Source organism: Streptomyces sp. NPDC003720 (genome assembly GCF_042875075.1).
Lineage (GTDB): Bacteria > Actinomycetota > Actinomycetes > Streptomycetales > Streptomycetaceae > Streptomyces.
The window spans coordinates 574,472-599,219 of the sequence record NZ_JBIANZ010000004.1; the positions used below are offsets into that span (position 1 = coordinate 574,472).

General features: G+C 74.1%; 25 protein-coding genes and 1 pseudogene. 16 read left to right on the forward strand and 10 right to left on the reverse strand.

Features of this window, described 5'->3' with window-relative positions; all coding sequences use genetic code 11:
• Window positions 1–94: 94 nt before the first annotated feature.
• On the forward strand, window positions 95–700 hold the full coding sequence (folE, locus tag ACFYU0_RS14360; protein ID WP_351667301.1) for a GTP cyclohydrolase I FolE: 606 nt from the start codon (window positions 95–97) through the stop codon (window positions 698–700).
• A gap of 52 nt (window positions 701–752) precedes the next feature.
• On the opposite strand, the gene ACFYU0_RS14365 is transcribed toward folE, so the two are convergent.
• From ACFYU0_RS14365 to ACFYU0_RS14390, 6 genes are all read right to left on the reverse strand, one after another.
• Window positions 753–1,241 (reverse strand): DUF3180 domain-containing protein, encoded by a 489-nt coding sequence (locus tag ACFYU0_RS14365; RefSeq protein ID WP_351667299.1) that lies wholly within the window; start codon window positions 1,239–1,241, stop codon window positions 753–755.
• A 57-nt stretch (window positions 1,242–1,298) separates the two neighbouring features.
• Window positions 1,299–1,910, reverse strand: a complete 612-nt coding sequence (gene folK / locus ACFYU0_RS14370) for a 2-amino-4-hydroxy-6-hydroxymethyldihydropteridine diphosphokinase (RefSeq protein ID WP_143629579.1) — start codon at window positions 1,908–1,910, stop codon at window positions 1,299–1,301.
• Complete coding sequence (folB, locus tag ACFYU0_RS14375) at window positions 1,907–2,266, reverse strand: dihydroneopterin aldolase (RefSeq protein ID WP_351667297.1); 360 nt, start codon at window positions 2,264–2,266, stop codon at window positions 1,907–1,909. The genes folK and folB overlap by 4 nt, the downstream gene beginning before the upstream one ends.
• Window positions 2,267–2,513: 247 nt before the next feature.
• On the reverse strand, window positions 2,514–3,053 hold the full coding sequence (locus ACFYU0_RS14380) for a nuclear transport factor 2 family protein (RefSeq protein WP_389300812.1): 540 nt from the start codon (window positions 3,051–3,053) through the stop codon (window positions 2,514–2,516).
• Entirely contained in the window at window positions 3,050–3,964 is a 915-nt protein-coding gene (gene folP / locus ACFYU0_RS14385; RefSeq protein WP_389300814.1) for a dihydropteroate synthase, read from the reverse strand. The genes ACFYU0_RS14380 and folP overlap by 4 nt, the downstream gene beginning before the upstream one ends.
• A gap of 94 nt (window positions 3,965–4,058) precedes the next feature.
• Window positions 4,059–5,873: a phosphatidylglycerol lysyltransferase domain-containing protein gene (locus tag ACFYU0_RS14390; RefSeq protein WP_351667291.1), complete on the reverse strand. Its 1,815-nt coding sequence runs from the start codon at window positions 5,871–5,873 to the stop codon at window positions 4,059–4,061.
• Between the two features lie 227 nt (window positions 5,874–6,100).
• On the opposite strand from ACFYU0_RS14390, the gene ACFYU0_RS14395 reads away from it, so the two are divergent.
• On the forward strand, window positions 6,101–7,225 hold the full coding sequence (locus tag ACFYU0_RS14395; protein WP_389300817.1) for an alpha/beta hydrolase: 1,125 nt from the start codon (window positions 6,101–6,103) through the stop codon (window positions 7,223–7,225).
• Window positions 7,226–7,321: 96 nt separating this feature from the next.
• A complete protein-coding gene (locus tag ACFYU0_RS14400; RefSeq protein ID WP_389300819.1) occupies window positions 7,322–8,731 on the forward strand; it encodes a hypothetical protein in 1,410 nt (469 codons plus the stop codon).
• 75 nt (window positions 8,732–8,806) lie between these two features.
• Here the strand turns inward: ACFYU0_RS14400 and ACFYU0_RS14405 are convergent, their stop codons facing one another.
• Window positions 8,807–10,132, reverse strand: a complete 1,326-nt coding sequence (locus ACFYU0_RS14405) for a PH domain-containing protein (RefSeq protein ID WP_389300821.1) — start codon at window positions 10,130–10,132, stop codon at window positions 8,807–8,809.
• Window positions 10,129–10,632 (reverse strand): PH domain-containing protein, encoded by a 504-nt coding sequence (locus ACFYU0_RS14410; protein ID WP_351667283.1) that lies wholly within the window; start codon window positions 10,630–10,632, stop codon window positions 10,129–10,131. The genes ACFYU0_RS14405 and ACFYU0_RS14410 overlap by 4 nt, the downstream gene beginning before the upstream one ends.
• Before the next feature lie 31 nt (window positions 10,633–10,663).
• Here ACFYU0_RS14410 and ACFYU0_RS14415 point away from each other — a divergent pair, with 31 nt between their 5' ends.
• Window positions 10,664–11,812, forward strand: coding sequence for an NADH-quinone oxidoreductase subunit D (locus ACFYU0_RS14415; RefSeq protein ID WP_389300824.1), 1,149 nt, complete (start codon window positions 10,664–10,666; stop codon window positions 11,810–11,812).
• A gap of 21 nt (window positions 11,813–11,833) precedes the next feature.
• Here the strand turns inward: ACFYU0_RS14415 and ACFYU0_RS14420 are convergent, their stop codons facing one another.
• Window positions 11,834–12,853: an SAM-dependent methyltransferase gene (locus tag ACFYU0_RS14420; protein WP_351667279.1), complete on the reverse strand. Its 1,020-nt coding sequence runs from the start codon at window positions 12,851–12,853 to the stop codon at window positions 11,834–11,836.
• 118 nt (window positions 12,854–12,971) lie between these two features.
• Between ACFYU0_RS14420 and ACFYU0_RS14425 the strand changes: the two genes are divergently transcribed.
• The 3 genes from ACFYU0_RS14425 to ACFYU0_RS14435 all read left to right on the forward strand — a co-directional run bounded on the left by ACFYU0_RS14425 (window position 12,972) and on the right by ACFYU0_RS14435 (window position 15,631).
• Window positions 12,972–14,177: a sensor histidine kinase gene (locus ACFYU0_RS14425; protein ID WP_351667277.1), complete on the forward strand. Its 1,206-nt coding sequence runs from the start codon at window positions 12,972–12,974 to the stop codon at window positions 14,175–14,177.
• Window positions 14,178–14,286: 109 nt separating this feature from the next.
• Complete coding sequence (locus ACFYU0_RS14430) at window positions 14,287–14,958, forward strand: response regulator transcription factor (protein ID WP_351667275.1); 672 nt, start codon at window positions 14,287–14,289, stop codon at window positions 14,956–14,958.
• Window positions 14,959–14,998: 40 nt separating this feature from the next.
• Window positions 14,999–15,631 (forward strand): ATP-binding protein, encoded by a 633-nt coding sequence (locus tag ACFYU0_RS14435; RefSeq protein ID WP_389300827.1) that lies wholly within the window; start codon window positions 14,999–15,001, stop codon window positions 15,629–15,631.
• A 59-nt stretch (window positions 15,632–15,690) separates the two neighbouring features.
• Here ACFYU0_RS14435 and ACFYU0_RS14440 read toward each other — a convergent pair whose 3' ends face one another.
• On the reverse strand, window positions 15,691–16,863 hold the full coding sequence (locus tag ACFYU0_RS14440; RefSeq protein WP_389300830.1) for a threonine aldolase family protein: 1,173 nt from the start codon (window positions 16,861–16,863) through the stop codon (window positions 15,691–15,693).
• A gap of 172 nt (window positions 16,864–17,035) precedes the next feature.
• Between ACFYU0_RS14440 and ACFYU0_RS14445 the strand changes: the two genes are divergently transcribed.
• From ACFYU0_RS14445 to ACFYU0_RS14485, 9 genes and pseudogenes are all read left to right on the forward strand, one after another.
• On the forward strand, window positions 17,036–17,980 hold the full coding sequence (locus ACFYU0_RS14445; protein ID WP_389300832.1) for a Rossmann-like and DUF2520 domain-containing protein: 945 nt from the start codon (window positions 17,036–17,038) through the stop codon (window positions 17,978–17,980).
• A pseudogene (gene panC, locus ACFYU0_RS14450) lies at window positions 17,980–18,981 on the forward strand (pantoate--beta-alanine ligase); the annotation flags it as partial. The gene ACFYU0_RS14445 and the pseudogene panC, both read left to right, overlap by 1 nt.
• On the forward strand, window positions 18,978–20,696 hold the full coding sequence (locus tag ACFYU0_RS14455) for an L-aspartate oxidase (protein WP_389300834.1): 1,719 nt from the start codon (window positions 18,978–18,980) through the stop codon (window positions 20,694–20,696). The pseudogene panC and the gene ACFYU0_RS14455, both read left to right, overlap by 4 nt.
• Window positions 20,697–20,701: 5 nt before the next feature.
• On the forward strand, window positions 20,702–21,679 hold the full coding sequence (nadC, locus tag ACFYU0_RS14460) for a carboxylating nicotinate-nucleotide diphosphorylase (protein ID WP_351667264.1): 978 nt from the start codon (window positions 20,702–20,704) through the stop codon (window positions 21,677–21,679).
• Window positions 21,680–21,684: 5 nt separating this feature from the next.
• Window positions 21,685–22,482: a type III pantothenate kinase gene (locus tag ACFYU0_RS14465; protein WP_351667262.1), complete on the forward strand. Its 798-nt coding sequence runs from the start codon at window positions 21,685–21,687 to the stop codon at window positions 22,480–22,482.
• A 169-nt stretch (window positions 22,483–22,651) separates the two neighbouring features.
• Window positions 22,652–23,308, forward strand: coding sequence for a hypothetical protein (locus ACFYU0_RS14470; RefSeq protein ID WP_389300915.1), 657 nt, complete (start codon window positions 22,652–22,654; stop codon window positions 23,306–23,308).
• Between the two features lie 55 nt (window positions 23,309–23,363).
• Complete coding sequence (locus ACFYU0_RS14475; RefSeq protein WP_351667260.1) at window positions 23,364–23,543, forward strand: hypothetical protein; 180 nt, start codon at window positions 23,364–23,366, stop codon at window positions 23,541–23,543.
• A gap of 182 nt (window positions 23,544–23,725) precedes the next feature.
• Window positions 23,726–24,175, forward strand: coding sequence for a BlaI/MecI/CopY family transcriptional regulator (locus ACFYU0_RS14480; protein WP_389300917.1), 450 nt, complete (start codon window positions 23,726–23,728; stop codon window positions 24,173–24,175).
• Between the two features lie 9 nt (window positions 24,176–24,184).
• The gene (locus tag ACFYU0_RS14485) at window positions 24,185–24,718 is read left to right on the forward strand and encodes an amino-acid N-acetyltransferase (RefSeq protein WP_351667258.1); all 534 of its coding nucleotides are present in this window, start codon (window positions 24,185–24,187) and stop codon (window positions 24,716–24,718) included.
• Window positions 24,719–24,748: the final 30 nt, after the last annotated feature.

Consider the following 24,748-nt stretch of genomic DNA (forward strand, 5'->3'; position numbering starts at 1 on the left):
GGCCCGGAATGAACGCCGCACCCCCCAGGTTCTAGCCTGGGGGGTGCGGCATTTTCTTGTGCCCGCGGCAAGACGTACAGGAACGAGGCATCAGATGACCGACCCCGTGACGCTGGCCGGCGAAGGCTTCATCGGCGAGTTCGACGAGAAGCGCGCCGAGAGCGCCGTTCGGGAACTCCTGATCGCGGTCGGCGAGGACCCGGACCGCGAGGGGCTGAGGGACACCCCGGCCCGGGTCGCGCGGGCGTACCGGGAGCTCCTGGCCGGTCTGTGGCAGGAGCCCGAGGACGTGCTGACCACGACCTTCGACCTCGGGCACGACGAGATGGTCCTGGTGAAGGACATCGAGATCGTGAGCCTGTGCGAGCACCACCTGCTGCCGTTCCACGGCGTGGCGCACGTCGGTTACATCCCGGCCGAGAACGGCAAGATCACGGGACTGTCCAAGCTCGCCCGCCTGGTCGAGGTGTTCGCGCGCCGCCCGCAGGTGCAGGAGCGGCTCACCACGCAGATCGCGGACTCCCTCGTCCGGATCCTCGAGGCCCGCGGCGCGATCGTCGTCATCGAGGCCGAGCACATGTGCATGTCCGTACGCGGCATCCGCAAGCCCGGCGCCAAGACCACCACCTCGGCGGTCCGCGGCCAGCTCCGGGACGCCACGACCCGCGCCGAGGCGATGAGCCTGATAATCGCGCACTGACACGGCCGCCGGGCCGTTACGGCTCCTTGAGGGCTCCCGCCGGGGCCGGTGGTCAGGCCACCGGCTCCGCGCCCGTGCGGTCCTGGTCGTCGTCCTCGGGGAGCTTGCAGACCCGCTCTAGGAACATGGCCGACGCTATGACGGCGATGCCCGCCAGGACCGAGAAGCCGGCGTAGACGGCCTGGTCGCGGCGGGCGGGGATGTCGAGGAGTTCCAGGAGGAAGACGCCCGTGCCGCCGTACATGCCGGCGACGAGGGCGGCCACCAGGGCGCTGGCCTGGCCGAAGACGACCGCCCGGGCGGCCATCAGGGGGTCGACGCCCTTGGCGCCCGGCCGGCGCTCGCGCTGCGCCTTGAGGCGGGCCCGCAGCGAGAGCGCCGTGGCGAGCAGGACCACCGCGATCAGGGCGAGGACGACGGGGGCGGCCAGGGGGACGCTGGGCAGGGTCCCGACCGAGTTCCAGAGGCGGGCGCCCGCCCAGGACAGGACGCCGGCCACGACGAACACGCCTGCCAGCACCCTGATGCGCAGCTGTTTCACGGTGTCCCTTCAGCTCCCCCGGACCGTCCCGGACTGTGGTCGTCTTGACCTTAACGACTACTCGGGCAGTCGGAGTTCCAGGTCCGCGCGTGCTTCGACGCCGTGGCGGGTGACGCCCGACAGCAGATCGGCCACCGGGCCCCGGCCGGGGAGCTGCGCCTGGGGGTCCACGTCGTGCCAGGGCGCGAGCACGAAGGCGCGTTCGTGGGCGCGCGGGTGGGGGAGGGTCAGCAGCGGGTCGTCGGAGGTGACGTCGGCGTAGGCGACGATGTCGACGTCCAGCGTGCGCGGTCCCCAGTGCTCGTCGCGGACCCGGTGGAAGGCCTCCTCGACGGCGTGCGCCCGCTCCAGCAGGGAGGACGGGGGCAGCGTGGTCTTGAGCACCACGACCGCGTTGAAGTAGGAGGGCTGCGAGCCCGGTTCGACGCCCCAGGGTTCGGTCTCGTAGACCGGGGAGACGGCCTTCACGCGGACGCCGGGGGTGTCCTCGAGGGCGTCGACGGCCCCCTGGAGGGTCTCCAGGCGGTTGCCGAGGTTGGAGCCGATGGAGATCACGGCCCGCTTGGGGTTGCTCAGCGTGGTGTCGGCGGCGTCGACCTGCTCGACGACCGCGGCGGGCACCGGCTGGACGGTCGGGTCGCTGTGACCCTGGGTGAAAGGTCGGGTCATACTCGGCTCCGGGTGATGGTGACGGTCACGTCGTCGAAGGGCACGGTGATCGGGGCGTCCGGCTTGTGGACGCAGACCTCGACCTCCTCGACCCCTTCGTGCTTCAGGCAGGTCTGGGCGATCCGCTCGGCGAGGGTCTCGATGAGGTTCACCGGCTCTCCCTCGACCACGGCCACGACCTCCTCGGCGACGATGCCGTAGTGCACGGTCTTCGTCAGGTCGTCGTCCGCCGCGGCCGGCCGGGTGTCCAGGCCGAGGACGAGGTCGACGAGGAAGGTCTGGCCTTCCTCGCGCTCCTTGGGGAACACGCCGTGGTGCCCGCGGGCCCTCAGGCCGCGCAGCGCGACACGATCCACGCGAATCACTCCTGCAATCGTCGGGAACGGCCGGGCGGTGCCATGTGCGGACGGCACACCGGCCTGGGACGAATCTACCTGCGGGCGCCGGCGGAGCCGGGGCGCCGGGGCGCGGCGCGGGCCGGCGCCCGGAGGTTTCATCGCGCGTTCTCCCTGGGGAACCCGGCCACGTCATGGGCTGGTAGCGGCTCCTACCCCAGGTTCGTGATTCCAACCACTTCCGGGCTCCCGCGGGCCGCGCGCCGGCTCAGAGCAGGGAGTCGTCGTCCGGATTCACGCCGTTGACCCCGTCCTGTCCGTTCTCGTCCTCCTCGTCGGACTCGGTCAGCACGGGTGAGGCGTGGTGGGCCCAGAGCTTCCAGCCGGTGGGCGTGCGGCGGAAGACGTTCGTGGCGACGACGAGCTGACCGAGGAGGGGGCCGAGCTCCGCGCCCTCCTCGGGGGCCGGGCCGCCGCTGAGGATGTTCTCGGTGCAGGTCACCAGGGCGGTGTCGCCGGTGACCGAGACGTGCACGTCGGTGAGGAAGAACTGGATGTAGTCGGTGTTCGCCATGATCAGCGCGTACGACCTGAGGACCTCGGCGCGGCCGGTGAGCACCGGCCAGCCGGGGTGGACGCAGGAGACCACGCCGGTGTCGGCCGGATCGTGGTACTCCTCGTCGACGCCCAGGTCGGTGGGCACGAGCCAGAGGGAGGTCAGCTCCTCGAAGTCCCCGCGCTCCATCGCCTCGTAGAAGGCGGTGTTGGCGGCCTCCACCTGCTCGACGTCGGTGTGGGGGGCGCTCACCGGGTTCCTTCCGCCCCGTGCTCGCCGCCCGCGCCCCGCGGGGACCGCTCCGCGCGCGCTCCCTCCACGGCGCGCGCGACCCGTACCGCGTCGGCGCTGGCGTGCACCTCGTGCACACGGACCGCCCAGGCGCCGGCCTGTGCGGCGAGCGCGGAGACGGCGGCGGTGGCGGCGTCGCGTTCCCGGGCCGGCGGTGGCGCGCCCTGCGGGCCGGCGAGGACCCGGCCGAGGAACCGCTTGCGGGAGGCGGCGACGAGCAGCGGGTGGCCGAGGGCGCGCAGCCGGTCGAGGTGGGCGAGGAGGGCGAGGTCGTGCTCGGCCTCCTTGGAGAAGCCGAGGCCGGGGTCGACGACGATGCGGTCGGGGGCGATGCCGCCCGCCAGTACGGCCTCCACGCGCGCGTGCAGTTCGTCCACGACCTCGGCGACGACGTCCTCGTAGGCCCCCTGGACGTTGCCGCCCTCGAGGAAGCCGCGCCAGTGCATGACGACGAAGGGCGCGCCGGCGGCGGCGACCACGGGGATCATCGCGGGGTCGGCGAGGCCGCCGCTGACGTCGTTGACCAGGGCGGCGCCGGCGGCGAGGGACTGCTCGGCGACACGCGCGCGCATGGTGTCGACGGAGACGACGACGCCTTCGGAGGCGAGACCGCGGACGACGGGGATGACGCGCCTGAGTTCCTCGGCCTCGTCGACGCGGGTGGCGCCCGGGCGGGTGGACTCGCCGCCGACGTCGACCAGGTCCGCGCCCTGGGCGACCAGCTCCAGGCCGTGCTTGACGGCGGCGCTCGTGTCGAACCAGCGGCCGCCGTCGGAGAAGGAATCGGGGGTCACGTTCACGACGCCCATGACCGCACACCGGTCCCATGCCGGAAGGCCCGCCACTCGGCCGCGTCCGCTGAGGTTGTTCATACCTTCAGCGTAGGCCCAGGGCGGTGCCGCGAACGCGCGGTGGCGTCTGTGCCGGTGCCGGGCGCGGCGGCGGCCGGACCGTCCGCCGGGCGGCTCAGGCCGCCCGGACGTCGTGCTCCACGACCGCGTGCGCGCAGGGGCGCCGGACGGCCGCGCCGCGCCGGCGCAGGAAGCGCGGCAGCGGCAGGGCGAGGTCGACGAAGCCCTCGGCCTGCATGGCGGCAAAGCCGATGCGGGGCAGGTCGGACGAGGCGCGGTAGACGACGAAGCGGGGCTCCCACCGGGGCTGGAACTTGGCGTTGAACTTGTACAGCGACTCGATCTGGAACCAGCGGGAGAGGAAGACGAGCAGCCCGCGCCAGGCGCGCAGCACCGGTCCCGCGCCGATCTTCTCCCCGCGCGCGAGGGCGGAGCGGAACATCGCGAAGTTCAGCGAGACCCGCGTGACGCCGAACTTCGGGGCGGCCTGGAGGGCGGCGACGATCAGCAGTTCGTTCATGCCGGGGTCGGCGCTGCGGTCGCGCCGCATGAGGTCCAGCGAGACGCCGTCCTCGCCCCAGGGCACGAAGTGCAGGATCGCCTTCAGGTCGCCGTACTCCCCGGGCTCCTCCTCGCGCTTGTGGGCGGTGGCGATCAGGCAGTCGCCGTCGGCGGGGTCCCCGATGCGGCCGAGCGCCATGGAGAAGCCGCGTTCGGTGTCGGTGCCGCGCCAGTCCTCCGCCGCCCGGCGGATGCGCTCCAGTTCGGCGTCGCCGAGGTCACGGATGCGCCGTACCCGGGTCTCGTAGCCGGCCCGCTCGATGCGCTTGACCATCTGGCGCACGTTGCGCATCGCGCGTCCGGCCAGCGAGAAATCCGCCACGTCGACCACCGCCTCGTCGCCCAGCTCCAGGGCGTCGAGGCCGGTCTCGCGGGTCCACACCTCGCCGCCCGTCTCGGAGCAGCCCATGACCGCGGGCGTCCAGGAGTGCGCCCGCGCCTCGTCCATGAAGCGCTCGATGGCGCCGGGCCAGGCCTCGACGTCGCCGATCGGGTCGCCGCTGGCGAGCATCACGCCGGAGACGACGCGGTAGGTGACGGCCGCCTTGCCGCTGGGGGAGAAGACGACCGCCTTGTCCCGGCGCAGCGCGAAGTGGCCGAGGGAGTCGCGCCGGCCGTGCCGGTGCAGCAGCGCGCGGAGCCTGGCCTCGTCCTCCTCGGTGAGCCGGGCGGCCGGGTGCTCGGGGCGGAAGGCCAGGTAGACCGTGGTGGCCGTGGTGAGCCAGCCGAGCGCGCCGAGGGAGAAGGCGACGGTCCACGAGGTGCTGCCGGTGTAGTCCACCGGGCCCTCGAAGCCGAACAGGCCGTACAGGACGTGTGTCAGGCGGTCGGCGAGGCTCGGGTCGCCGACCGTCCGGTCCGGGTGGACGCTGACGATGACCAGGCCGAGGGCGAGCGAACCGGCGCTCATCAGGACGAAGTTGGCGAGCGCGCGCCAGCGGCTGCGGGGGTCGGGCAGGGCGGCGAACTCGTCGCGGTGGCGCAGCAGCGGCACCAGCAGCGCCACCGATATGAGCATGCCGATGAGGGAGTGCCGGTAGCCGAACTGGGCCACCGCGCCTGCCGGGAGGAGCGCGACGGCGGCCCGCCACGCCCGGCGCTTGCGCCTCCGGAGCCCGTGCGCGAGCAGCAGCAACAGCACGCCGGCGCTCAGCGAGAGGGCCGCGGCGAAGGGGCCGAAGGAGCCGGGCAGCACCTCGGCCATGGCGTGCATACGGCTGTGGCGGAAGCGGGGGAAGACGCCCGCGGCGATGTCCAGCACGCCGACGACGGCGCACGCTCTGGCGACCAGGGTGGGAACGGCCTCGGGGCGCGGGCCGCGCAGGATGCGCCGCGCCCGGCTTGATCGGCTCGGAACCTCGCCCGACATTTCCCCATCTATCCTGACAGACATCGCATCCCGTAGTTCTGCGAGAGACCTTGAACCCGGTGCCGATCGGGGCATCCGGCGACATTGCGCCCTCTAGGACGGTGTCTCGGGGAGAGAGGTTCACTCCCCTCCGGAAAGCCGGGTCAAAGGCCAAGGAAAGCCCCGGACAAGCCCTCGCGACGAGGTGTGGGCTGGACACGGGCGGAAAGCGCAGGCGGAAACAGCCCATGGGTCTCACGAGCAACAAGGTGCTGCTGCTGGCGATCGTGCTCGCCGCGGCTCTGTTCGTCGCCACGGTGTGGCTGTGGCCACGGCTCGCCCGGCGGAGCTGGCGGGCCGTCAGCGGGCGCGTCGGTCTGCTCCTCGCCACCCAGCTGGCCCTCTTCGCCTCCCTGGGGATCGGCGCCAACCAGGCCTTCGGCTTCTACGCGGACTGGGCGGACCTGTTCGGCCGGGAGACCGAGCAGGGCGTCGTCGTCGACCACTCCTCGGGCGGCGGCCCGGGCGGCCCGCTGCAGGTGCTCTCCACCTCGTCGGTGCCGGGCGTGACGGGCGGCCCGCGCACGGCCGGACAGATACAGCGGGTCGCCATCGTGGGCCGCGGATCCCGCATCGCCTCGCCCGCCTACGTCTACCTGCCCCCCGAGTACTTCCAGCCGCGGTACCGCACGCGTACGTTCCCGGCGGCGGTCGTGCTGACCGGTTACCCCGGCACGGCGCAGGCGCTGGTGAACAAACTGCACTATCCGCGTACGGCGCAGGAGCTGGCCAAGGACGGGCGGATGCAGCCGATGATCCTGGTGATGCTGCGGCCGACCGTGGCGCCGCCGCGGGACACCGAGTGCGTCGACGTCCCGGGCGGCCCGCGGACGGAGACGTTTTTCGCCAAAGACCTCCCCGAGGCCGTGCTCGCCCACTACCGGGTGGGGAAGCGGCCCGGGAGCTGGGGCGTCATCGGCGACTCCACCGGCGGTTACTGCGCGCTGAAGCTGGCCATGCACCACCCGGGCGTGTACGCGGCCGGAGCGGGCCTGTCGCCGTACTACAAGGCGCCGGTCGACCCGACGACCGGTGACCTCTTCCACGGCGACCGGAACCTGCGCGACCGCGCCGACCTGTGGTGGGTCCTCAAGCACGCCCCCGCGCCGGACACCTCACTGCTCGTCACCAGCAGCCGCGTCGGCGAGCACAACTACCGGGACACGCTCAGGTTCATAGACCGGGTGAAGGCCACGAACCGGACCCGGATCTCGTCGATCATCCTGGACAGCGGCGGGCACAACTTCAACACCTGGCGACGGGAGATCCCGCCGACGCTGCAGTGGATCAGCGGACGGCTCAGCGACCGCTGATCCCCGGTGCCGCCGTGGCCGGCGAAGCCGTGGGTGTGGCCGTGTTTTTACGGGGCGGGGACCCATGATTCGCCTACGCGCGGTAAGTTTCTGGCCATGCCACGTGGACGCCACCGCCATTCCCCGCCTCTGCACCGGCTGTTGCCACCGTCGGCGATCGCCGGAGTCTCCGTCGTCTGCGCGCTGGGTCCCTGGGTGTTCTCCGAGACCACGGTGCTGCGCGTGCTGGCCGCGGCCGCCGCGGCGACCGCCGTCGCCGGCGCCGTCGTGATGCGCCGCTGGGACACCCACGCGGGCAAGCAGGTCGCCGACCTCACACGCGCGCGTGCCAGCGACGAGTGGCGCTTCGAGGAGCGGGTCGCCGAACTGGAGACCGACCTGGAGGAGTCGCGGGAGCTGCGCACCAAGCTGGAGCGGCGGCTGCGCGCCAAGCGCGCGGAGCTGGCCGGGCTGCGCAACGAGCACGCGGCCCTGCTGCGCCGCTACGCGACCGCCGAGACCGAGCGGGCGAGCGCCCTGGAGGGGCGCCGGCTGCTGGAGATCGAGGCGGGCGAGCCGTCCGGCGCGCTCGCGCTGCCGCCCGCGCGCAGCGCCGAGCCGGAGACACCGACCGAGCCCGAGTCCCCTGAGACCGCCGACGCGGCGGTCACGGTGGAGCCGGCCGGGGCGCAGAAGCCGGAGCACGACGCGGTGTTCTCGCCCGAGGGCTCGCGGCTCTACCTCCGGGCCGCGACGGCACTGGCCCGGTTCGACGCCGGGACCGACGCCGAGGGCGAGACTTCCGCCGGAACCGACGCCGAGGCCGAGGCGTCCGCCGCAACCGACGCCGAGGCGTCCGCCGGGCTCGATGCCGAGCTTTCCGCCGACCCTGACGTCGACGCCTCCCCCGAGGAGCCCGCGAATCCGGACGCCGAGGCTCCCGGCAGGGCCGTCACCGACGCCGCGTTCGTGAAGTCCGCCGCCGGAACGCCGGCCGGGCCCCGGTCCGCCGCGCCCGCGCCGCGCGGGGCGGCCGCCAAAGGAGAGGGCGCCCCGGAGGGCGTGACCGAGGCGGCCGGCTCCCCCCGGAGCGAGGGCGCCGTCCAGGAGGACGAGGCGCGGGGGAAGCCCGGGGCGGCCGGGGAGCACACGCGCCCGGCCGCCACCACGACGGCGCCGGCCGAGCCCGCCAAGCCCGCCGGCCGGCAGCCCGCGGGGCACTTCACGGTGCCGACCGCGGTGGCCGTCGTACCGGCCGCGCCCGCCCGGCGTCCGGCGGTCGAGGGCGGGTTCGACTTCTTCGGCACCCACAAGCACACCTCGTCCGAGGCGCTGGAGTCCGTGCAGAACGAGGACCTGGCGGACGTCGTCGGTCAGGAGGCCCTCGCCCTGCACAAGGCCGAGGCCGAGGCCGAGTTCAAGACCGCCGACGAGCAGGCGCGCGGCGTCGGCCAGGTCATCGACCTGACCGCGCACGACGAGACGGAACAGATCGACGTCCAGGGACTGCGCAGCGCGGCCTCCTGAGCCCGCACGGCGAACCCGTGAGCCCGGCGCCCCGCGAGGGGAGCCGGGCTCCGTCGGGTCCGGAGGCCGCCCCGCTCAGGACATCCAGCGGTCCGGGCGGGCGTCCCGGCGGCCGGTGCGGGAGCGCTCCGCCTGGGCGCGCAGCAGCCGGGCGGCCTCGTCCGCGTCGCGCAGCCGGGCCGTGACGGTCCGGCCGGCCCCGGTGTCCACGTGCACGTCGGCGAGCCGCCACAGCCGCCGCCAGGGCCCCTGGGTGAGCCGTACGCTCTGCACCTTGGCATGCGGAACCAGGGACAGCCGGCGGCGCAGCAGGCCGTGCCGGGCGGCGAACACCGCGTCCGTGACCGCGAGGCCGTGCCCGCGCCACCACACCGGCACGCACCAGCGGGCCCGCCGCGGCGGCCGGGCCGGCGACGCCGGGACGCTCACACCGGGCAGCACGCGCGCTGTGACCGACTCGGCGACGGCGCGTGGGGCGACCGGCACCAGCACCGAGTTGTCCGATCCGGCCACGTCCAGCTCCACCCGCACCCAGCCCAGCCGCCGCCACAGCAGCGGCTCCACGACGCGCACCGTCTGGACCCGGCCCGGCGGGACCGTCTCGTGCGCGCGGTCGAGCAGCCCGTGGTCGATGCGCAGCCCGTCCGCGGACTCGCCCACCGACCAGTCGTACTCGGCGACGAACCGGCCCGCGCTGCTCGCGCCGGCGGCGCCCAGCAGCGGCAGGGCGGTGGCGAGGACCGTCCACACGCTGTGCGTGGCGAGCCACAGCAGGGGCGGTACGACCAGGGCGGCGGCCAGTGAGCCCCAGGTGGCGCCCGTCAGCAGCAGGGAGACCACCAGCGCGCGCGGCGGCACGCGCAGCAGTTGCCGCGCCGGCGCCTCGCCGACCTCGCGCGCGGTCTCGGGAGCGAAGCCCGCCGCGCGCGCGAGCAGTTCCGCGCGCAGGGCGCGCGCCTCCCGCTCGCCCAGGAAGGCCAGTTCGTCCTTCTTGGCGGCGCCGACGACGTCGATGCGCAGCTTGGCCACCCCCGCCACCCGCGCGAGGAGCGGCCGGGTGACGTCGACCGCCTGGACGCGCTCCAGCCGGATGTGCGCGGTGCGCCGGAACAGCAGGCCGGTGCGGATGCGCAGTTCGCCGTCCGTGACCGCGAAGTGCGTGAACCACCAGGACAGGAAGCCGTACAGACCGGCCGCCGGGACCAGCACGCTGAGCCCGACGAGCAGCATGGTGCCGGTCAGCCGCGCCAACTGCTCCTGCGCCGCGCTCGGGTCGTGCACGGCCCAGCCGGCGAGGACGGCGACCGGCGCCCAGGCCCGCCGGAACGGGGTGACGGGGTGCAGCCGCCGCTCGGCGGCCGGCGGGCGGTCCGGCGCGTCGCCGGGGGCCGGGGCCGTCACAGCCCCGCCGACCGGGCCTCGCCCAGCTCGGTGAGCCGGTCGCGCAGCCGTTCCGCCTCGGCCGGCTCCAGGCCCGGGACGACCGCGTCGGTCGCCGCGGCCGCGGTGTGCAGCTGGACGCTGGCCAGCCCGAAGTAGCGCTCCAGGGGACCGGAGGTGACCTCCACGAGCTGCATCCGCCCGTACGGCACCACGGTCTCCTCACGCCACAGCACGCCGCGGCGGATCAGCAGGTCGTCGGCGCGCTCGGCGTACCGCCAGGAGCGCCAGTTGCGGCCCAGCAGCCGCCAGCACCACACGGCCAGGGCCGGGGGGAGCAGCGCGAAGGCGGCCCAGGCCGGTCCCGCGAGCAGGCCCGGCAGCAGCCCCGCCGCCAGGGCGAGCACGCCCGTCCACACCACCAGCAGCAGCCGGCGCATGCGCAGCAGCCCCGGCGGCAGTCCCCGCCACACCGGCTCGTCCCCCGCCACCCCGGTCTCCGCCGGGCTCCCCGTCTCCATGGGGCCAGCGTACGTAGGGGAGACTGGGTCCATGACTGCGACGGAGACCACGGTCGGCGTCGGCGGCGCCGCCGAGAGCACCGACATGGTGCTCAACATCGGCCCCCAGCATCCGTCCACGCACGGCGTGCTGCGGCTCAAGCTGGTGCTGGACGGCGAGCGCATCCAGCACGCGGAGCCGGTGATCGGCTACATGCACCGGGGTGCGGAGAAGCTCTTCGAGGCGCGCGACTACCGGCAGATCATCATGCTCGCCAACCGCCACGACTGGCTGTCGGCGTTCTCCAACGAGCTGGGCGTGGTCCTCGCCGTGGAGCGGATGCTCGGCATGGAGGTCCCCGAGCGCGCCGTGTGGACGCGGACGCTGCTCGCCGAGCTGAACCGGGTGCTCAACCACCTGATGTTCCTCGGGTCGTACCCGCTGGAGCTGGGCGGGATCACCCCGGTGTTCTACGCGTTCCGGGAGCGCGAGGTGCTCCAGAACGTGATGGAGGAGGTCTCCGGCGGGCGCATGCACTACATGTTCAACCGCGTCGGCGGCCTCAAGGAGGACCTGCCGGCCGGATGGACCGCACGCGCGCGTGCCGCCGTCGCCGCCGTGCGCTCCCGCATGGACGTCTTCGACGACCTGGTGCTCGGCAACGAGATCTTCCGGGGACGCACCAGGGGCGTGGGGGAGCTCTCACCGGAGGCCGTGCACGCCTACGGCGTGAGCGGTCCCATCGCGCGCGCCTCCGGTGTCGACTTCGACCTGCGCCGCGACGAGCCCTACCTGGCGTACGGCGACCTGCAGGACGTCCTGAAGGTCGTCACCCGGGACGAGGGCGACTGCCTGGCCCGCTTCGAGTGCCTGCTGGAGCAGACCCACAACGCGCTGGACCTCGCCGACGCCTGCCTGGACCGGCTGGCCGGACTGCCGCCGGGGCCGGTCAACCAGCGGCTGCCCAAGGTGCTGAAGGCGCCCGAGGGGCACACCTACGCGTGGACCGAGAACCCGCTCGGCATCAACGGCTACTACCTGGTCAGCAAGGGTGAGAAGACCCCGTACCGGATGAAGCTGCGCTCGGCGTCGTACAACAACATCCAGGCGCTGACCGAACTGCTTCCGGGGACGCTGGTGGCCGACATGGTGGCGATCCTCGGATCGATGTTCTTCGTGGTGGGCGACATCGACAAGTAGCCCCCGGGTGGCGCGCGCGGCTCAGGCGAGCGGGTCCGGGACGCCGACCGGCTGGAGCAGCCAGCCGAAGCCGCCGAGTCCGTCCGGGGCGGTCAGTTCGGCGGCCTCCCCGGCGCTCGCCAGGGCGCGCACGTAGGCCGCCGGGTCCGTGGCGGCCAGCGTGAGCGGGGGGCGCGCGCCGGTGAGGTCCAGGGCGTGCAGGGCGTCGCGTTGCGTGAGCAGCCGCGCGGGCGGTGAGACCTCCGCGCGCGCCGCCGCGCACGCGTCCAGCGCGACATGCGCCGTGATGTCGCAGGAGCCGTCCGGCACGGGCGCCGTCTCGCGCCCCGCCCGGAACCCGGTGAGGGTCCCGAACGGCGGGCGCGCGCCGGCGGTGTGCGCGTAGTCCACGGCCACCGCGAGCCCCCGCTCCACCCGGTCCACCGCGGCCGCCCAGGCCGTGTCCCTGGGCCGTCCGATCTCCGCGCGCAGGCCCTGCTCGCAGGGCAGCGGCCACCACCGGGCCAGCCAGTCCGCGTCCGCCCCCGACACCGGCTCCCCGAGCCGTTCCGTGCCGTCCGCCGCGACGAGCACCAGCCGGGGCACGCCCGCCGGGTCCACCTCGGCGACGTCCACCGGCACGTTGTCCAGCCACTCGTTGGCGAACAGCAGCCCGGTGACGCGCTCCGGGGGCTCGCTCAGCCAGGCGATCCGCTCGTCCAGCCCCGCGGGGCGTGCGGCGAGCTCGACGGCGTACCCGCGCGCGCGTGCGGCCACGCCGGCCGGCAGCGCCGCGAGCACGGCGGTGACCAGCTCACCGCGTCCCGCCCCCATGTCGACGAAGTCCAGGGCGGCCGGCCGGCCGAGCGCCTCGTCGACCCGGCACAGCAGCCGGGCCACGGCGCGCGCGAACAGCGGGGAGGCGTGCACCGACGTACGGAAGTGCCCGGCCGGGCCCTCGGGCCGCCGGTAGAAGCCGTCCCGCCCGTACAGCGCCTCCTGGGCCGCCTGCCGCCACCCGCGTCCCTCGCGCCCGCTGCGCGCCGCCGCCTCGTCCGTCACCGGGACAGACTAGGCGCACAGGTGATCACTTCCTCCACCTTGCGGAGTACGCGGGCCTCCCGGGGATCGGCCCTCCGGTTGACCCGTGCACTCATTTCATTTCCCTACTCTGGGTTACGTGCAGCGCCTCTATGACTTTCTCCGCAGGCACCCGACGTGGGTCGACAGCTTCTGGGCCGTCGTCCTGTTCGGGCTCTCCGGTGTGAGCGTGGTGAGTCTCAGCAGGGCGCCGGGGCACCACATGCCGGTCGCCGGAGGGCTGGCGGTGTCCGCCGTGCTGTGCCTGGTCGTGGCGCTGCGCCGCCGTTATCCCGAGCCGATGCTGCTGCTGGCCCTCGCCACCGGACTGGCGCAGCTGGTCCTGGACATCGAGTCGACCGTCGCCGACTTCGCGATGCTGGCGATCACCTACACGGTCGCGACGATGGGCGCGCGCTGGGCCTCCCGGCTCGCTCTCACCGTCACTCTGTTCGCGGCGACCCTGGCCCAGATCCGCTGGCCCGCCCCGCACACGGGCCTGCTCGGCCAGGTGGCGATCGCGGCGTTCCAGACGGTGCCGTTCGCCCTGGCCTGGGTGCTCGGCGACTCCATGCGCACCCGCCGCGCCTACTTCGCCCAGCTCGAGGAGCGCGCCGCCCGGCTGGAGCGGGAGCGCGAGGCGCAGTCCAAGGTCGCGGTCGCCGCCGAGCGCGCCCGGATCGCGCGCGAGCTGCACGACGTCGTCGCGCACAACGTGTCGGTGATGGTGGTGCAGGCCGACGGCGCCGCCTACGTCCTCGACGCCGCCCCCGACCAGGCGAAGAAGGCCCTGGAGACCATCTCCTCCACCGGCCGGCAGGCCCTCGCCGAGATGCGCCGCCTGCTGGGCGTGCTGCGCACCGGCGAGCACCAGGAGACGGGGGAGTACGTCCCGCAGCCGGACGTCGACCAGATCGACGACCTCGTCGAGCAGTGCCGCACCTCGGGCCTGCCGGTCGACTTCAAGGTCGAGGGCACCCCGCGCCCGCTGCCCAGCGGCGTGGAGCTGACCGCGTACCGCATCGTGCAGGAGGCGCTCACCAACACCCGCAAGCACGGCGGGCCCAACGCGGGCGCGAGCGTGCGCCTCGTCTACTTCGACGACGGGCTCGGCCTGCTCGTCGAGGACGACGGCAAGGGCGCCCCGCACGAGCTGTACGAGGAGGGCGGCGCCGACGGGCAGGGGCACGGCCTGATCGGCATGCGGGAGCGGGTCGGCATGGTCGGCGGCACCCTGGACGCCGGACCGCGTCCTGGTGGAGGCTTCCGCATCAGCGCGCTGCTGCCGCTCAAACCGGCGCACTGACGACGCCGCACGCCCCCTGTTGACACCTGTCACGCCCCCGGGCGCGACCCCTGATCCGACCTCGCACGACCCCCGCACGACCTTCGACGACGACTGGAAGAGGACCCCGATGACGATCCGCGTGATGCTCGTGGACGACCAGGTGCTGCTGCGCACCGGGTTCCGGATGGTGCTCGCCGCCCAGCCGGATATGGAGGTCGTCGCCGAGGCGGGCGACGGCGTCGAGGCCCTCCAGGCGGTCCGCTCCACCGGCGTCGACGTGGTCCTGATGGACGTCCGCATGCCGAAGCTGGACGGGGTGGAGGCCACCCGGCGGATCTGCGCCGAGCCCAACCCGCCGAAGGTGCTGATCCTGACCACGTTCGACCTGGACGAGTACGCCTTCTCCGGTCTGAAGGCGGGCGCCTCCGGCTTCATGCTCAAGGACGTGCCGCCCGGCGAGCTGCTGACGGCCATCCGCGCCGTGCACAGCGGGGACGCGGTGGTGGCGCCCTCCACCACCCGGCGCCTGCTGGACCGGTTCGCGCCGATGCTGCCGTCCGGCGCCGGCGCACCCAAGCACAAGGAGCTGGAGCGGCTCACGGAGCGAGAGCGCGAGGTCATGGTGCTGGTCGCGCAGGGCCTGTCCAACGGGGAGATCGCGGCCCGGCTGGTGCTGTCCGAGGCGACCGTGAAGACCCATGTGGGCCGCATCCTGACCAAGCTCGGCCTGCGGGACCGGGTGCAGGTGGTGGTGCTGGCGTACGAGACCGGACTGGTGCGGGCCGGCGGTCACGGCTGACCGGGCCCGGCGGGCGGCCCGCGTCGGTAGGGTCGCCGTCATGCTCCTGTGGATCAACGGCCCCTTCGGGGGCGGCAAGACGCAGACCGCGTACGAGATCCAGAGCCGCCTGCCCGGCAGCGTCGTCTGCGACCCCGAGCACGTCGGATTCGGCCTGCACCGCATGCTCCCGCCCGGGCTGCGCGGCGACTTCCAGGACCTGGCGTCCTGGCGGCAGGGCGTCGTCGAGGTCCTCGACCTGGCCCTCACCGGGCACGGGGGCGTGGTCATCGCCCCGATGACGGTGACCGACCCCGGCCACTTCGCCGAGACGGTCGGCCGTCTGCGCGGACTCGGCCACGACGTACGGCACTTCACCCTGCTCGCCGAGCGCGAGACGGTGCTCGGGAGACTGCGCGAGCGCGGCCTCGGGCGCCTCCTGCGGCTCCCCGGCGGGCGGAAGGCCCGGTCGGGCCGGGAGACCTGGGCGGTGAGCCGGCTCGACCACTGCCTGAGCCGGCTGCGCGAGCCGGAGTTCGCCGAGCACCTGTGGACGGACCGCGTCACCGTGCCGAGGACGGCGGACCGCATCGCCGTCCTGGCCGGCCTCACCCTCCGCCCCCACCGGGGCGGCCCGGTGCGGACCCGGCTGCGGCAGGCCCGGGTGGGCCTGCGGCACATCCGGTTCGACTGACCCGCCGCCCGCCGCCCGCCGCCCGCCGCCCGCCGCCCGCCGCCCGCGTCCCCCCCCGCTTACGGCGCCGCCGGCAGCCGGGCCGCGAAGTCCGCGACGGCCGCCCGCACGTCGTCCGCGGTCCACTCCAGGCCCGCCGAGCGGAGGGTGACCTCGGTGCACGCGACGCCCGGCCCGGCCTCCTCCCAGCCGTTGGCGAAGAGCAGCACCGAGGTCTCCTCGCCCTGCCGTACCGCCGCCTCGGCCACCACCTCGGGCCGGTACGGCAGCAGCACCTGGAACTCGTGGGTGTGCGGCACCTCGGGGTGCACGCGCGCCCACGGCAGACCGGCCGCGGCGAACCCCTCGCGCAGCGCGGCCGCGACCACGCGCGCGTGGCGCACGTACTCCGGCAGCCGGGGCAGCTCCCGGTCCAGCCCGACCAGCGCCGACAGCGCGGTCGGGAACTGCTGGAAGACCATCCCGCCGTACCGGTGCCGCCAGGTCCTCGCCTGGTCGACCAGGGACCTCGGGCCGGCCAGAGCGGCGCCGCCGAAGCCGTCGAGGGACTTGTAGAACGACACGTACACGCTGTCCGCGAGGCTGGCTATCTCGTCCAGGGGCCGGCCGAAGTGGACGGTCGACTCCCACAGGCGCGCACCGTCGAAGTGCACCACCGCGTCCCGCTCCCGGGCCGCCGCCACGATCTCGGTCAGCTCCTCCCAGGAGGGCAGCAGGAAACCGGCGTCCCGGAGGGGCAGCTCCAGCATCAGCGCCCCGAAGGGCTCGGGGAAGTCGCGGACCTCCTCGGCCGTGGGCAGCCGGGGATCGCTGGTCAGCCGCACCGGACGCAGGCCGGCCACCTGGCTGAGCGCGTGCCGTTCGTGCACCTCGGGGTGGGCCAGGCCGTGCAGCGCCACGGTGGTGTCGCCGGTGCGGGCCGCCCAGCAGCGCAGGGCGACCTGCTGGGCCATCGTGCCGGTCGGGAAGAACGCGGCGGCCTCCGTGCCGAGCAGCGCGGCGACCCGCTCCTCCAGGGCGGCCACGACCCCGTCGCCGTAGACGTCCGCCGGTTCGTCCAGGTCGTACACCGCCGGGGCGGCCTCCTGCAGCAGCGCCAGCCGCTCGCGCATCGTGCCCCGCCAGCCCGCGCGCGACAGCACCCGCCGCGCCTGCCTCTGGGCGACCCCGCGCCGCTCGCGCAGCCGCTGCGCCGCCGACCGCTCCCCGCCCTGCTCCGCCGTATCGCTCATGCGGGGGATCATGCCCTGCGCGGCCCCGGCGGGGCAGCCGGGTTTCCCCGTTACCGCGCCGTGGCGAAGCCCACAGCCTGTGGACGACCGGCCGCGCCGTGCCGGATAGCGTTAACATGACGAGAAATCGTCCGGTACCCAGAGCGGACTGGAACGGGAAGGCCACCGTCGCGTGAGTACAGTCCACCAGCCAGACCTCAAGGACCGCCCCGCGCGGCTCACCGTAGGCGTCGTCGGCGCCGGACGCGTGGGCCCCGCCCTGGCCGCGTCCCTCCAGCTCGCCGGGCACCGCCCGGTGGCCGTGTCCGGAGTCTCCGACGCCTCCCGCAGACGGGCCGAGACGATGCTCCCGGACGTGCCCCTGGTGCCGCCCGCCGAGGTCCTCCGGCACGCCGACCTGGTACTGCTCACCGTCCCCGACGACGCCCTGCCCGGCCTGGTCGCCGGCCTCGCCGAGACCGGGGCCGTACGGCCCGGGCAACTGCTCGTGCACACCTCCGGCCGGTACGGCGCGAAGGTCCTCGACCCCGCCCTGCGCGCGGGCGCGCTGCCGCTGGCGCTGCACCCGGCGATGACCTTCACCGGCACCCCCGTCGACGTCCAGCGCCTCGCGGGCTGCTCCTTCGGCGTCACCGCGCCCGAGGAGCTGCGGCTGGCCGCCGAGGCCCTGGTCATCGAGATGGGCGGCGAGCCCGAGTGGATCGGCGAGGAGAACCGCCCGCTGTACCACGCGGCCCTCGCCCTCGGCGCCAACCACCTGGTGACCCTGGTCGCCCAGTCCATGGAGCTGCTGCGCACGGCCGGCGTCTCCGCCCCCGACCGGATGCTCGGCCCGCTGCTCGGCGCCGCCCTGGACAACGCGCTGCGCTCCGGCGACGCCGCGCTCACCGGCCCCGTCGCGCGCGGGGACGCCGGGACGGTCGCGGCGCATGTCGCCGAGCTGCGCAAGCACTCCCCGCAGGCCGTCGCGGGCTACCTGGCGATGGCCCGCGCGACCGCCGACCGGGCGCTCGCCCACGGCCTGCTGAAGCCGGAGCTCGCCGAGGACCTGCTCGGCGTGCTGGCCGGCGGGGCCGACGGCACGAACGGGACCAACGGCACCGAGGGGAACGCCTGATGACCACCGCCCTGCTCAGCACCGCCGAAGAGCTGCACGCGCGCGTGCGCCGCGGCCGCCGTGCCGTCGTGATGACCATGGGAGCGCTGCACGAGGGCCACGCCACGCTGATCCGCACCGCGCGCGAGATCGCCGGACCGGAGGGCGAGGTCGTCGTCACCGTCTTCGTGAACCCGCTGCAGTTCGGCGCCGGCGAGGACCTCGACCGCTACCCGCGCACCCTGGACGCCGACCTGAAGCTCGCCGAACAGGCGGGCGCCGACGCCGTGTTCGCGCCCGCCGTGGACGAGGTGTACCCGGGCGGCGAACCCCAGGTGCGGATCACCGCGGGCCCCATGGGCGAGCGCCTCGAAGGCGCCTCCCGGCCCGGGCACTTCGACGGGATGCTCACCGTCGTCGCCAAGCTGCTGCACCTCACCCGCCCCGACGTCGCCCTGTACGGCCAGAAGGACGCCCAGCAACTGGCCCTGATCCGGCGCATGGTGCGCGACCTGAACTTCGGCGTGGAGATCGTCGGCGTCCCGACCGTGCGCGAGGAGGACGGGCTCGCCCTGTCCAGCCGCAACCGCTACCTCTCGCCCGGCGAACGCCGCACCGCCCTCGCGCTGTCCCGTGCCCTGTTCGCCGGCCGGGACCGGCACGCCGCACAGGAGGCGCTGCGCGCCCGGGCACGCGAGGTGCCCTCCACGCACGCGCGTGCTGAGGCGCTGAGCGTCATGGGCGAGTCCCGCGCGGCGGCCGACGCGCACGCCGTCGCCACCGCCGCGCCCGGCGGCCCGGCGGCCGTCCGCGCCGCCGTGCACCAGGTGCTGGACGAGGCCGCCCGCCTCGACCCGCCGCTGAGGCTGGACTACCTCGCCCTGGTCGACCCGTCCGACTTCACCGAGATCGGCGCCGGCTTCACCGGCGAGGCCGTCCTCGCCGTGGCCGCCCGCGTCGGCACCACCCGGCTGATCGACAACCTGCCCCTCACCTTCGGATCCCTCGGAGCCGCCTCGTGACCAGCACAGGCATACGACTGCACGCCCCCGCACCCGGGTGGAGCATCTCCGCGGACGTGGTCGTCGTCGGCTCCGGAGTGGCCGGGCTGACCGCTGCGCTGCGCTGCGAGGCCGCGGGCCTGACGACCGTCGTCGTCACCAAGGCACGCCTCGACGACGGTTCCACGCGCTGGGCGCAGGGCGGCATCGCCGCCGCCCTCGGCGAGGGCGACACCCCGGAGCAGCACCTCCAGGACACCCTGGTGGCGGGCGCCGGCCTGTGCGACGAGGAGGCCGTGCGCATCCTCGTCACCGAGGGCCCCGACGCCGTACGGCGGCTGATCTCCACCGGCGCCCACTTCGACACCGACGACGAGGGCGGCATCGAGCTCACCCGCGAGGGCGGGCACCACCGGCGCCGCATCGCGCACGCGGGCGGCGACGCCACCGGCGCGGAGATCTCCCGGGCCCTGGTCGAGGCGGTGCGCGCCCGTGGCCTGCGCACCGTCGAGAACGCGCTCGTGCTCGACCTGCTGACCGACGCCGAGGGCCGGACGGCGGGCGTCACCCTGCACGTGATGGGCGAGGGCCAGCACGACGGCGTGGGCGCGGTGCACGCCCCCGCGGTGGTCCTGGCGACCGGCGGCATGGGCCAGGTGTTCTCCGCGACCACCAACCCCTCGGTGTCGACCGGCGACGGCGTGGCGCTGGCGCTGCGCGCGGGCGCGGAGGTCAGCGATCTGGAGTTCGTGCAGTTCCACCCGACCGTGCTGTTCCTCGGCGCGGACGCCGAGGGCCAGCAGCCGCTGGTCTCCGAGGCGGTGCGCGGCGAGGGCGCCCACCTGGTCGACGGGGACGGCGTGCGCTTCATGGTGGGGCAGCACGAGCTGGCCGAGCTGGCGCCCCGGGACATCGTCGCCAAGGGCATCACGCGGCGGATGCAGGAGCAGGACGCCGAGCACATGTACCTCGACGCCCGGCACTTCGGCGCCGAGATGTGGGAGCACCGCTTCCCGACCATCCTGGCCGCCTGCCGCGCCAACGGCATCGACCCGGTGACGGAGCCCGTACCGGTCGCCCCGGCCGCCCACTACGCCTCCGGCGGCGTCCGCACCGACGCCCGGGGCCGTACGACCGTGCCCGGCCTGTACGCGTGCGGCGAGGTCGCCTGCACCGGCGTGCACGGCGCCAACCGCCTCGCCTCCAACTCCCTGCTCGAAGGCCTCGTCTACGCCGAGCGCATCGCCGCCGACATCGCCGAGACCCGGGCGGGAGGCGGCCTGGCCGTGCGCGAGCCCGCGACGCTCGCGCACCCCGAGACGCCCGGCCACCCGCTGCTGGCCCCGGAGTCCCGGTTCGCCATCCAGCGGATCATGACCGAGGGCGCCGGCGTGCTCCGCTCGGAGCGGTCGCTGCAGCGGGCCGCGGACCAGCTCCAGCGGCTGCACGGCGAGGCCCGCGACGCCCTGCGGGAGAACGGCAAGACCGCCGAGCCCGGTGTCGACACCTGGGAGGCCACCAACCTCCTGTGCGTGGCCCGGGTCCTGGTCGCCGCCGCCCTGCGCCGCGAGGAGACCCGCGGCTGCCACTGGCGCGAGGACCGCGCCGAGCGCGACGACGCCCACTGGCGGCGCCACATCGTCGTACGGCTCGGCCCGGACCGGTCGCTGGCCGTGCACACCACGGACACCGCAGACTTCCCCCTTACCCGGCCCCAGCGTTCCCAGGAGCAGTGACACACGTGAGCACCGACGACCTTCCCCTCGCCCCGACCGGCGGCTGCGGCGACGGCTGCGCCTGCGGCGCCGAGGGCGACGAGGAGTACCTGGAGTGCGGGCTCGACCCCGCGCTCGCCGAACTGCTGGCCGCCGCCGGGCTCGACCCCGTCGAGGTCGAGGACATCGCCAACGTCGCCATCCAGGAGGACCTGGACGGCGGGGTGGACGTGACGACCGACTCGACCATCCCCGAGGACGCGGTCGCCACCGGCGACTTCACCGCGCGCGAGGCCGGCGTGGTGGCGGGCCTGCGGGTCGCCGAGGCCGTGCTCTCGGTGGTCTGCACCGACGAGTTCGAGGTAGAGCGGCACGTCGAGGACGGCGACCGCGTGGAGGCCGGGCAGCGGCTGCTGTCGGTCACCACGCGCACGCGTGACCTGCTCACCGCCGAGCGCAGCGCCCTGAACCTGCTGTGCCGGCTGTCCGGCATCGCGACCGCCACGCGCGCGTGGGCGGACGTCCTGGAGGGCACCAAGGCCCGCGTCCGCGACACCCGCAAGACCACTCCGGGGCTGCGCTCCCTGGAGAAGTTCGCCGTGCGCTGCGGCGGCGGGGTCAACCACCGCATGTCCCTCTCGGACGCGGCCCTGGTGAAGGACAACCACGTGGTCGCCGCCGGGGGCGTCGCGCCCGCCTTCAAGGCCGTGCGGGAGGCCTTCCCGGAGGTGCCGATCGAGGTCGAGGTCGACACCCTGCACCAGCTCCGCGAGGTAGTGGAGGCGGGCGCCGACCTGGTCCTGCTGGACAACTTCACGCCGGGCGAGTGCGCCGAGGCCGTCGGCATCGCCGGCGGGCGGGCGCTGCTGGAGGCCTCCGGCCGGCTCACCCTCGACACCGCGCGCGCGTACGCCGAGACCGGGGTGGACTTCCTGGCCGTCGGCGCCCTGACCCACTCCTCGCCGATCCTGGACATCGGCCTGGACCTGCGCGAGGCGGAGTAACGCCCATGCTGCTCACGATCGACGTCGGAAACACGCACACCGTGCTCGGGCTGTTCGACGGCGAGGACATCGTCGAGCACTGGCGCATCTCCACGGACGCGCGCCGCACCGCGGACGAGCTGGCGGTCCTGCTGCAGGGCCTGATGGGCATGCACCCGCTGCTCGGCGAGGGCCTGGGCGCCGGCATCGACGGCATCGCCATCTGCGCGACCGTCCCGTCCGTGCTGCACGAGCTGCGCGAGGTCACCCGCCGCTACTACGGCGACGTGCCGGCGGTGCTGGTCGAGCCGGGCGTGAAGACCGGGGTGCCGATCCAGTTCGACAACCCCAAGGAGGTCGGCGCCGACCGGATCATCAACGCGGTCGCGGCGAACGAGCTGTACGGCGGCCCGGCGATCGTCGTCGACTTCGGCACGGCGACCACCTTCGACGCCGTCTCCGCGCGCGGGGAGTACGTCGGCGGGGTCATCGCGCCCGGCATCGAGATCTCGGTGGAGGCCCTCGGCATCCGGGCCGCGCAGCTCAGGAAGATCGAGGTGGCCCGGCCCCGGAACGTGATCGGCAAGAACACCGTCGAGGCCATGCAGTCGGGCGTCGTGTACGGCTTCGCCGGGCAGGTCGACGGGGTGGTGAGCCGGATGGCCCGGGAGCTGGCCGACGACCCCGACGACGTCACGGTGATCGCCACCGGCGGTCTCGCGCCGGTGGTGCTGGGCGAGTCCGCGGTGATCGACGAGCACCAGCCCTGGCTGACCCTCATCGGCCTGCGCCTGGTCTACGAGCGGAACGTCTCGCGGCTGTGAGCCGACCGGCGCCCGATGGGGCGCCGGTCGCCGCCGTTCACACGAGCGGGTGACACCGGTCGGGGGAAACCCGGCGGCGACACGCGGCGACACACAGCCCGATCCGTCACTTTTGTCCGATTAGCGATAGCGTCGCCGCATGCCCACGCCATACGGATCCCGCGGCGGCATGGCGTTCGGCGCACAGGAGCTGCGTGTGCTCCGCCGCGCCCTCGCCCTCGCCCTTCACCCCGGCCGAGCGTCCGCCGAGGACGTCAAGGACTGCTTCCGGCTCGCCGCGTCCCTGGACGAGGCGATGCGCGAGGCGGCCCGGCTGCGCGCCTTCCTGGTGGCCGATCTCGACCGGTACCGCGCCGCCCTGCCGGGCACCGCGGCCGGCTACCTCTCCCTGCTGGAGGAGGTGCTGGCGACCGGGTACCGGCCGGTTCCGGACGATCTGGCCGCTCTGCGGGCGCTGCGCGGGAACCCTCGGGGCGCCGCCCTGCTGGAGCGCTGCCGGTCGCTCGCCGAGCAGGACGTGCGGGCCCGCTTCGCCCAGGGCGCCCGCAAGGTGCCGGCGCCCGCCGTGCCGCCCGCCAGAACGCGTCTGCTGGCCGTCTCGGGCGGCGCGGGGGACGAAGTGGCCCGAGCGGCCGAGGGGCAGGAGAAACCCGCTCAGAAGCCCGCTCCCAAGCCCGGCCAGGCCCCTCCCGGGCGGCCCGAGCGCCCGGCCGGGGAGCCCGCCCCCAAGCGCCCCGTCCCGACGCCGGGCGAGGTCTTCCCGCGGCGCAAGCCGCCCGCGCCGCCCGCGGGCCCGGCGCAGACGCGCCAGCTCGCCGCGGGCTGAGACGCCGCGCCCACCCCGCCCCTTTCGTCCCGGCCCGCATGGCTACCCTGGTGTCATGGACTACGTCTCCGCGCTCGTGCCCCCGGTCGTCATGGCCGTGTTCTTCATCGGTGTGGTCAGGGTGATCGTGAAGACCCAGGGCGGGGCCGCCAAGGCCAAGGAGGACGCGGCCGTCGACGCCGCCCTCGCGCGCGTGGAGGGCGGTCGCGAGACCCCCGCCGCCGGCGAGGCCTGAGCCGCCCCGCAGACCCCGGCCCGTCAGGGCGTACGCCTCCGCGCACCCTGGTGCTTTGCGAGGCGTGCGCCCTTTTTGTATGCCTTGGCGACCTAAGTGCACGTCCGGCGGGCCTTCGGCTGATTCTCCCACTATTGTTCTGTGCTGTGCCTCGCCCATTGGGAGAACTCGAAGACGCGGTCATGACGCGGGTGTGGAAGTGGAACCGCCCGGTGACCGTTCGAGAAGTCCTGGAAGACCTCCAGCAGGAACGGTCCATCGCGTACACCACCGTGATGACCGTTTTGGACAATCTCCATCAGAAGGGCTGGGTGCGCCGCGAGGCGGAAGGACGGGCCTATCGATATGAGGCCGTCTCCACCCGCGCCGCCTACGCCGCCGCGCTGATGAACGACGCCTGGTCGCAGAGCGACAACCCGGCCGCCGCTCTCGTCGCCTTCTTCGGGATGATGAGCGAGGAACAGCGCCAGGCCCTCAGCGACGCCGTGCGCATCGTCCAGCGACCGGAAACCGCGCCGGCCCCGCAACCCGTACAAGCGCCGGAACCCGCTCAAGCGCCGGAACCCGCGGGTCCCCGCGAAGCGCGGGAAGAGCAGAACCCCGGCGCGGCGGAGGACACCTCCGGGCGATAGCGTCCGCTCATGTCCGCAGAACGTCCCGAAGTCCCCGCGAAAGCCATCACCGTCCGCCGGGCCCGGACCAGCGATGTCCCGGTCGTGCGCCACCTCCTCGACGCCTACGTCCGCGACCGCATCCTGCTCGACAAAGCCATGGTCACCCTTTACGAGGACATCCAGGAGTTCTGGGTCGCGGAACGCGACGACAACGCCGAGGTGGTCGGCTGCGGCGCGCTGCACGTCATGTGGGAAGACCTGGCCGAAGTCCGCACTCTGGCGGTGCGGCCGGGCCTCAAGGGCGCCGGAGTCGGGCACCAGTTGCTGGAGAAGTTGCTGCAGACCGCGCGCTGGCTCGGTGTTCGCCGCGTTTTCTGTCTGACCTTCGAAGTCGACTTCTTCCAGAAGCACGGCTTCGTGGAGATCGGTGAGACGCCGGTCGACACCGATGTGTACGCGGAGCTGTTGCGTTCCTATGACGAGGGCGTCGCGGAGTTCCTGGGTCTCGAACGAGTGAAACCGAACACCTTGGGCAACAGCCGGATGCTTCTGCATCTGTGATCGCCATTGCCTCGGTGCCCTATGTCCGAA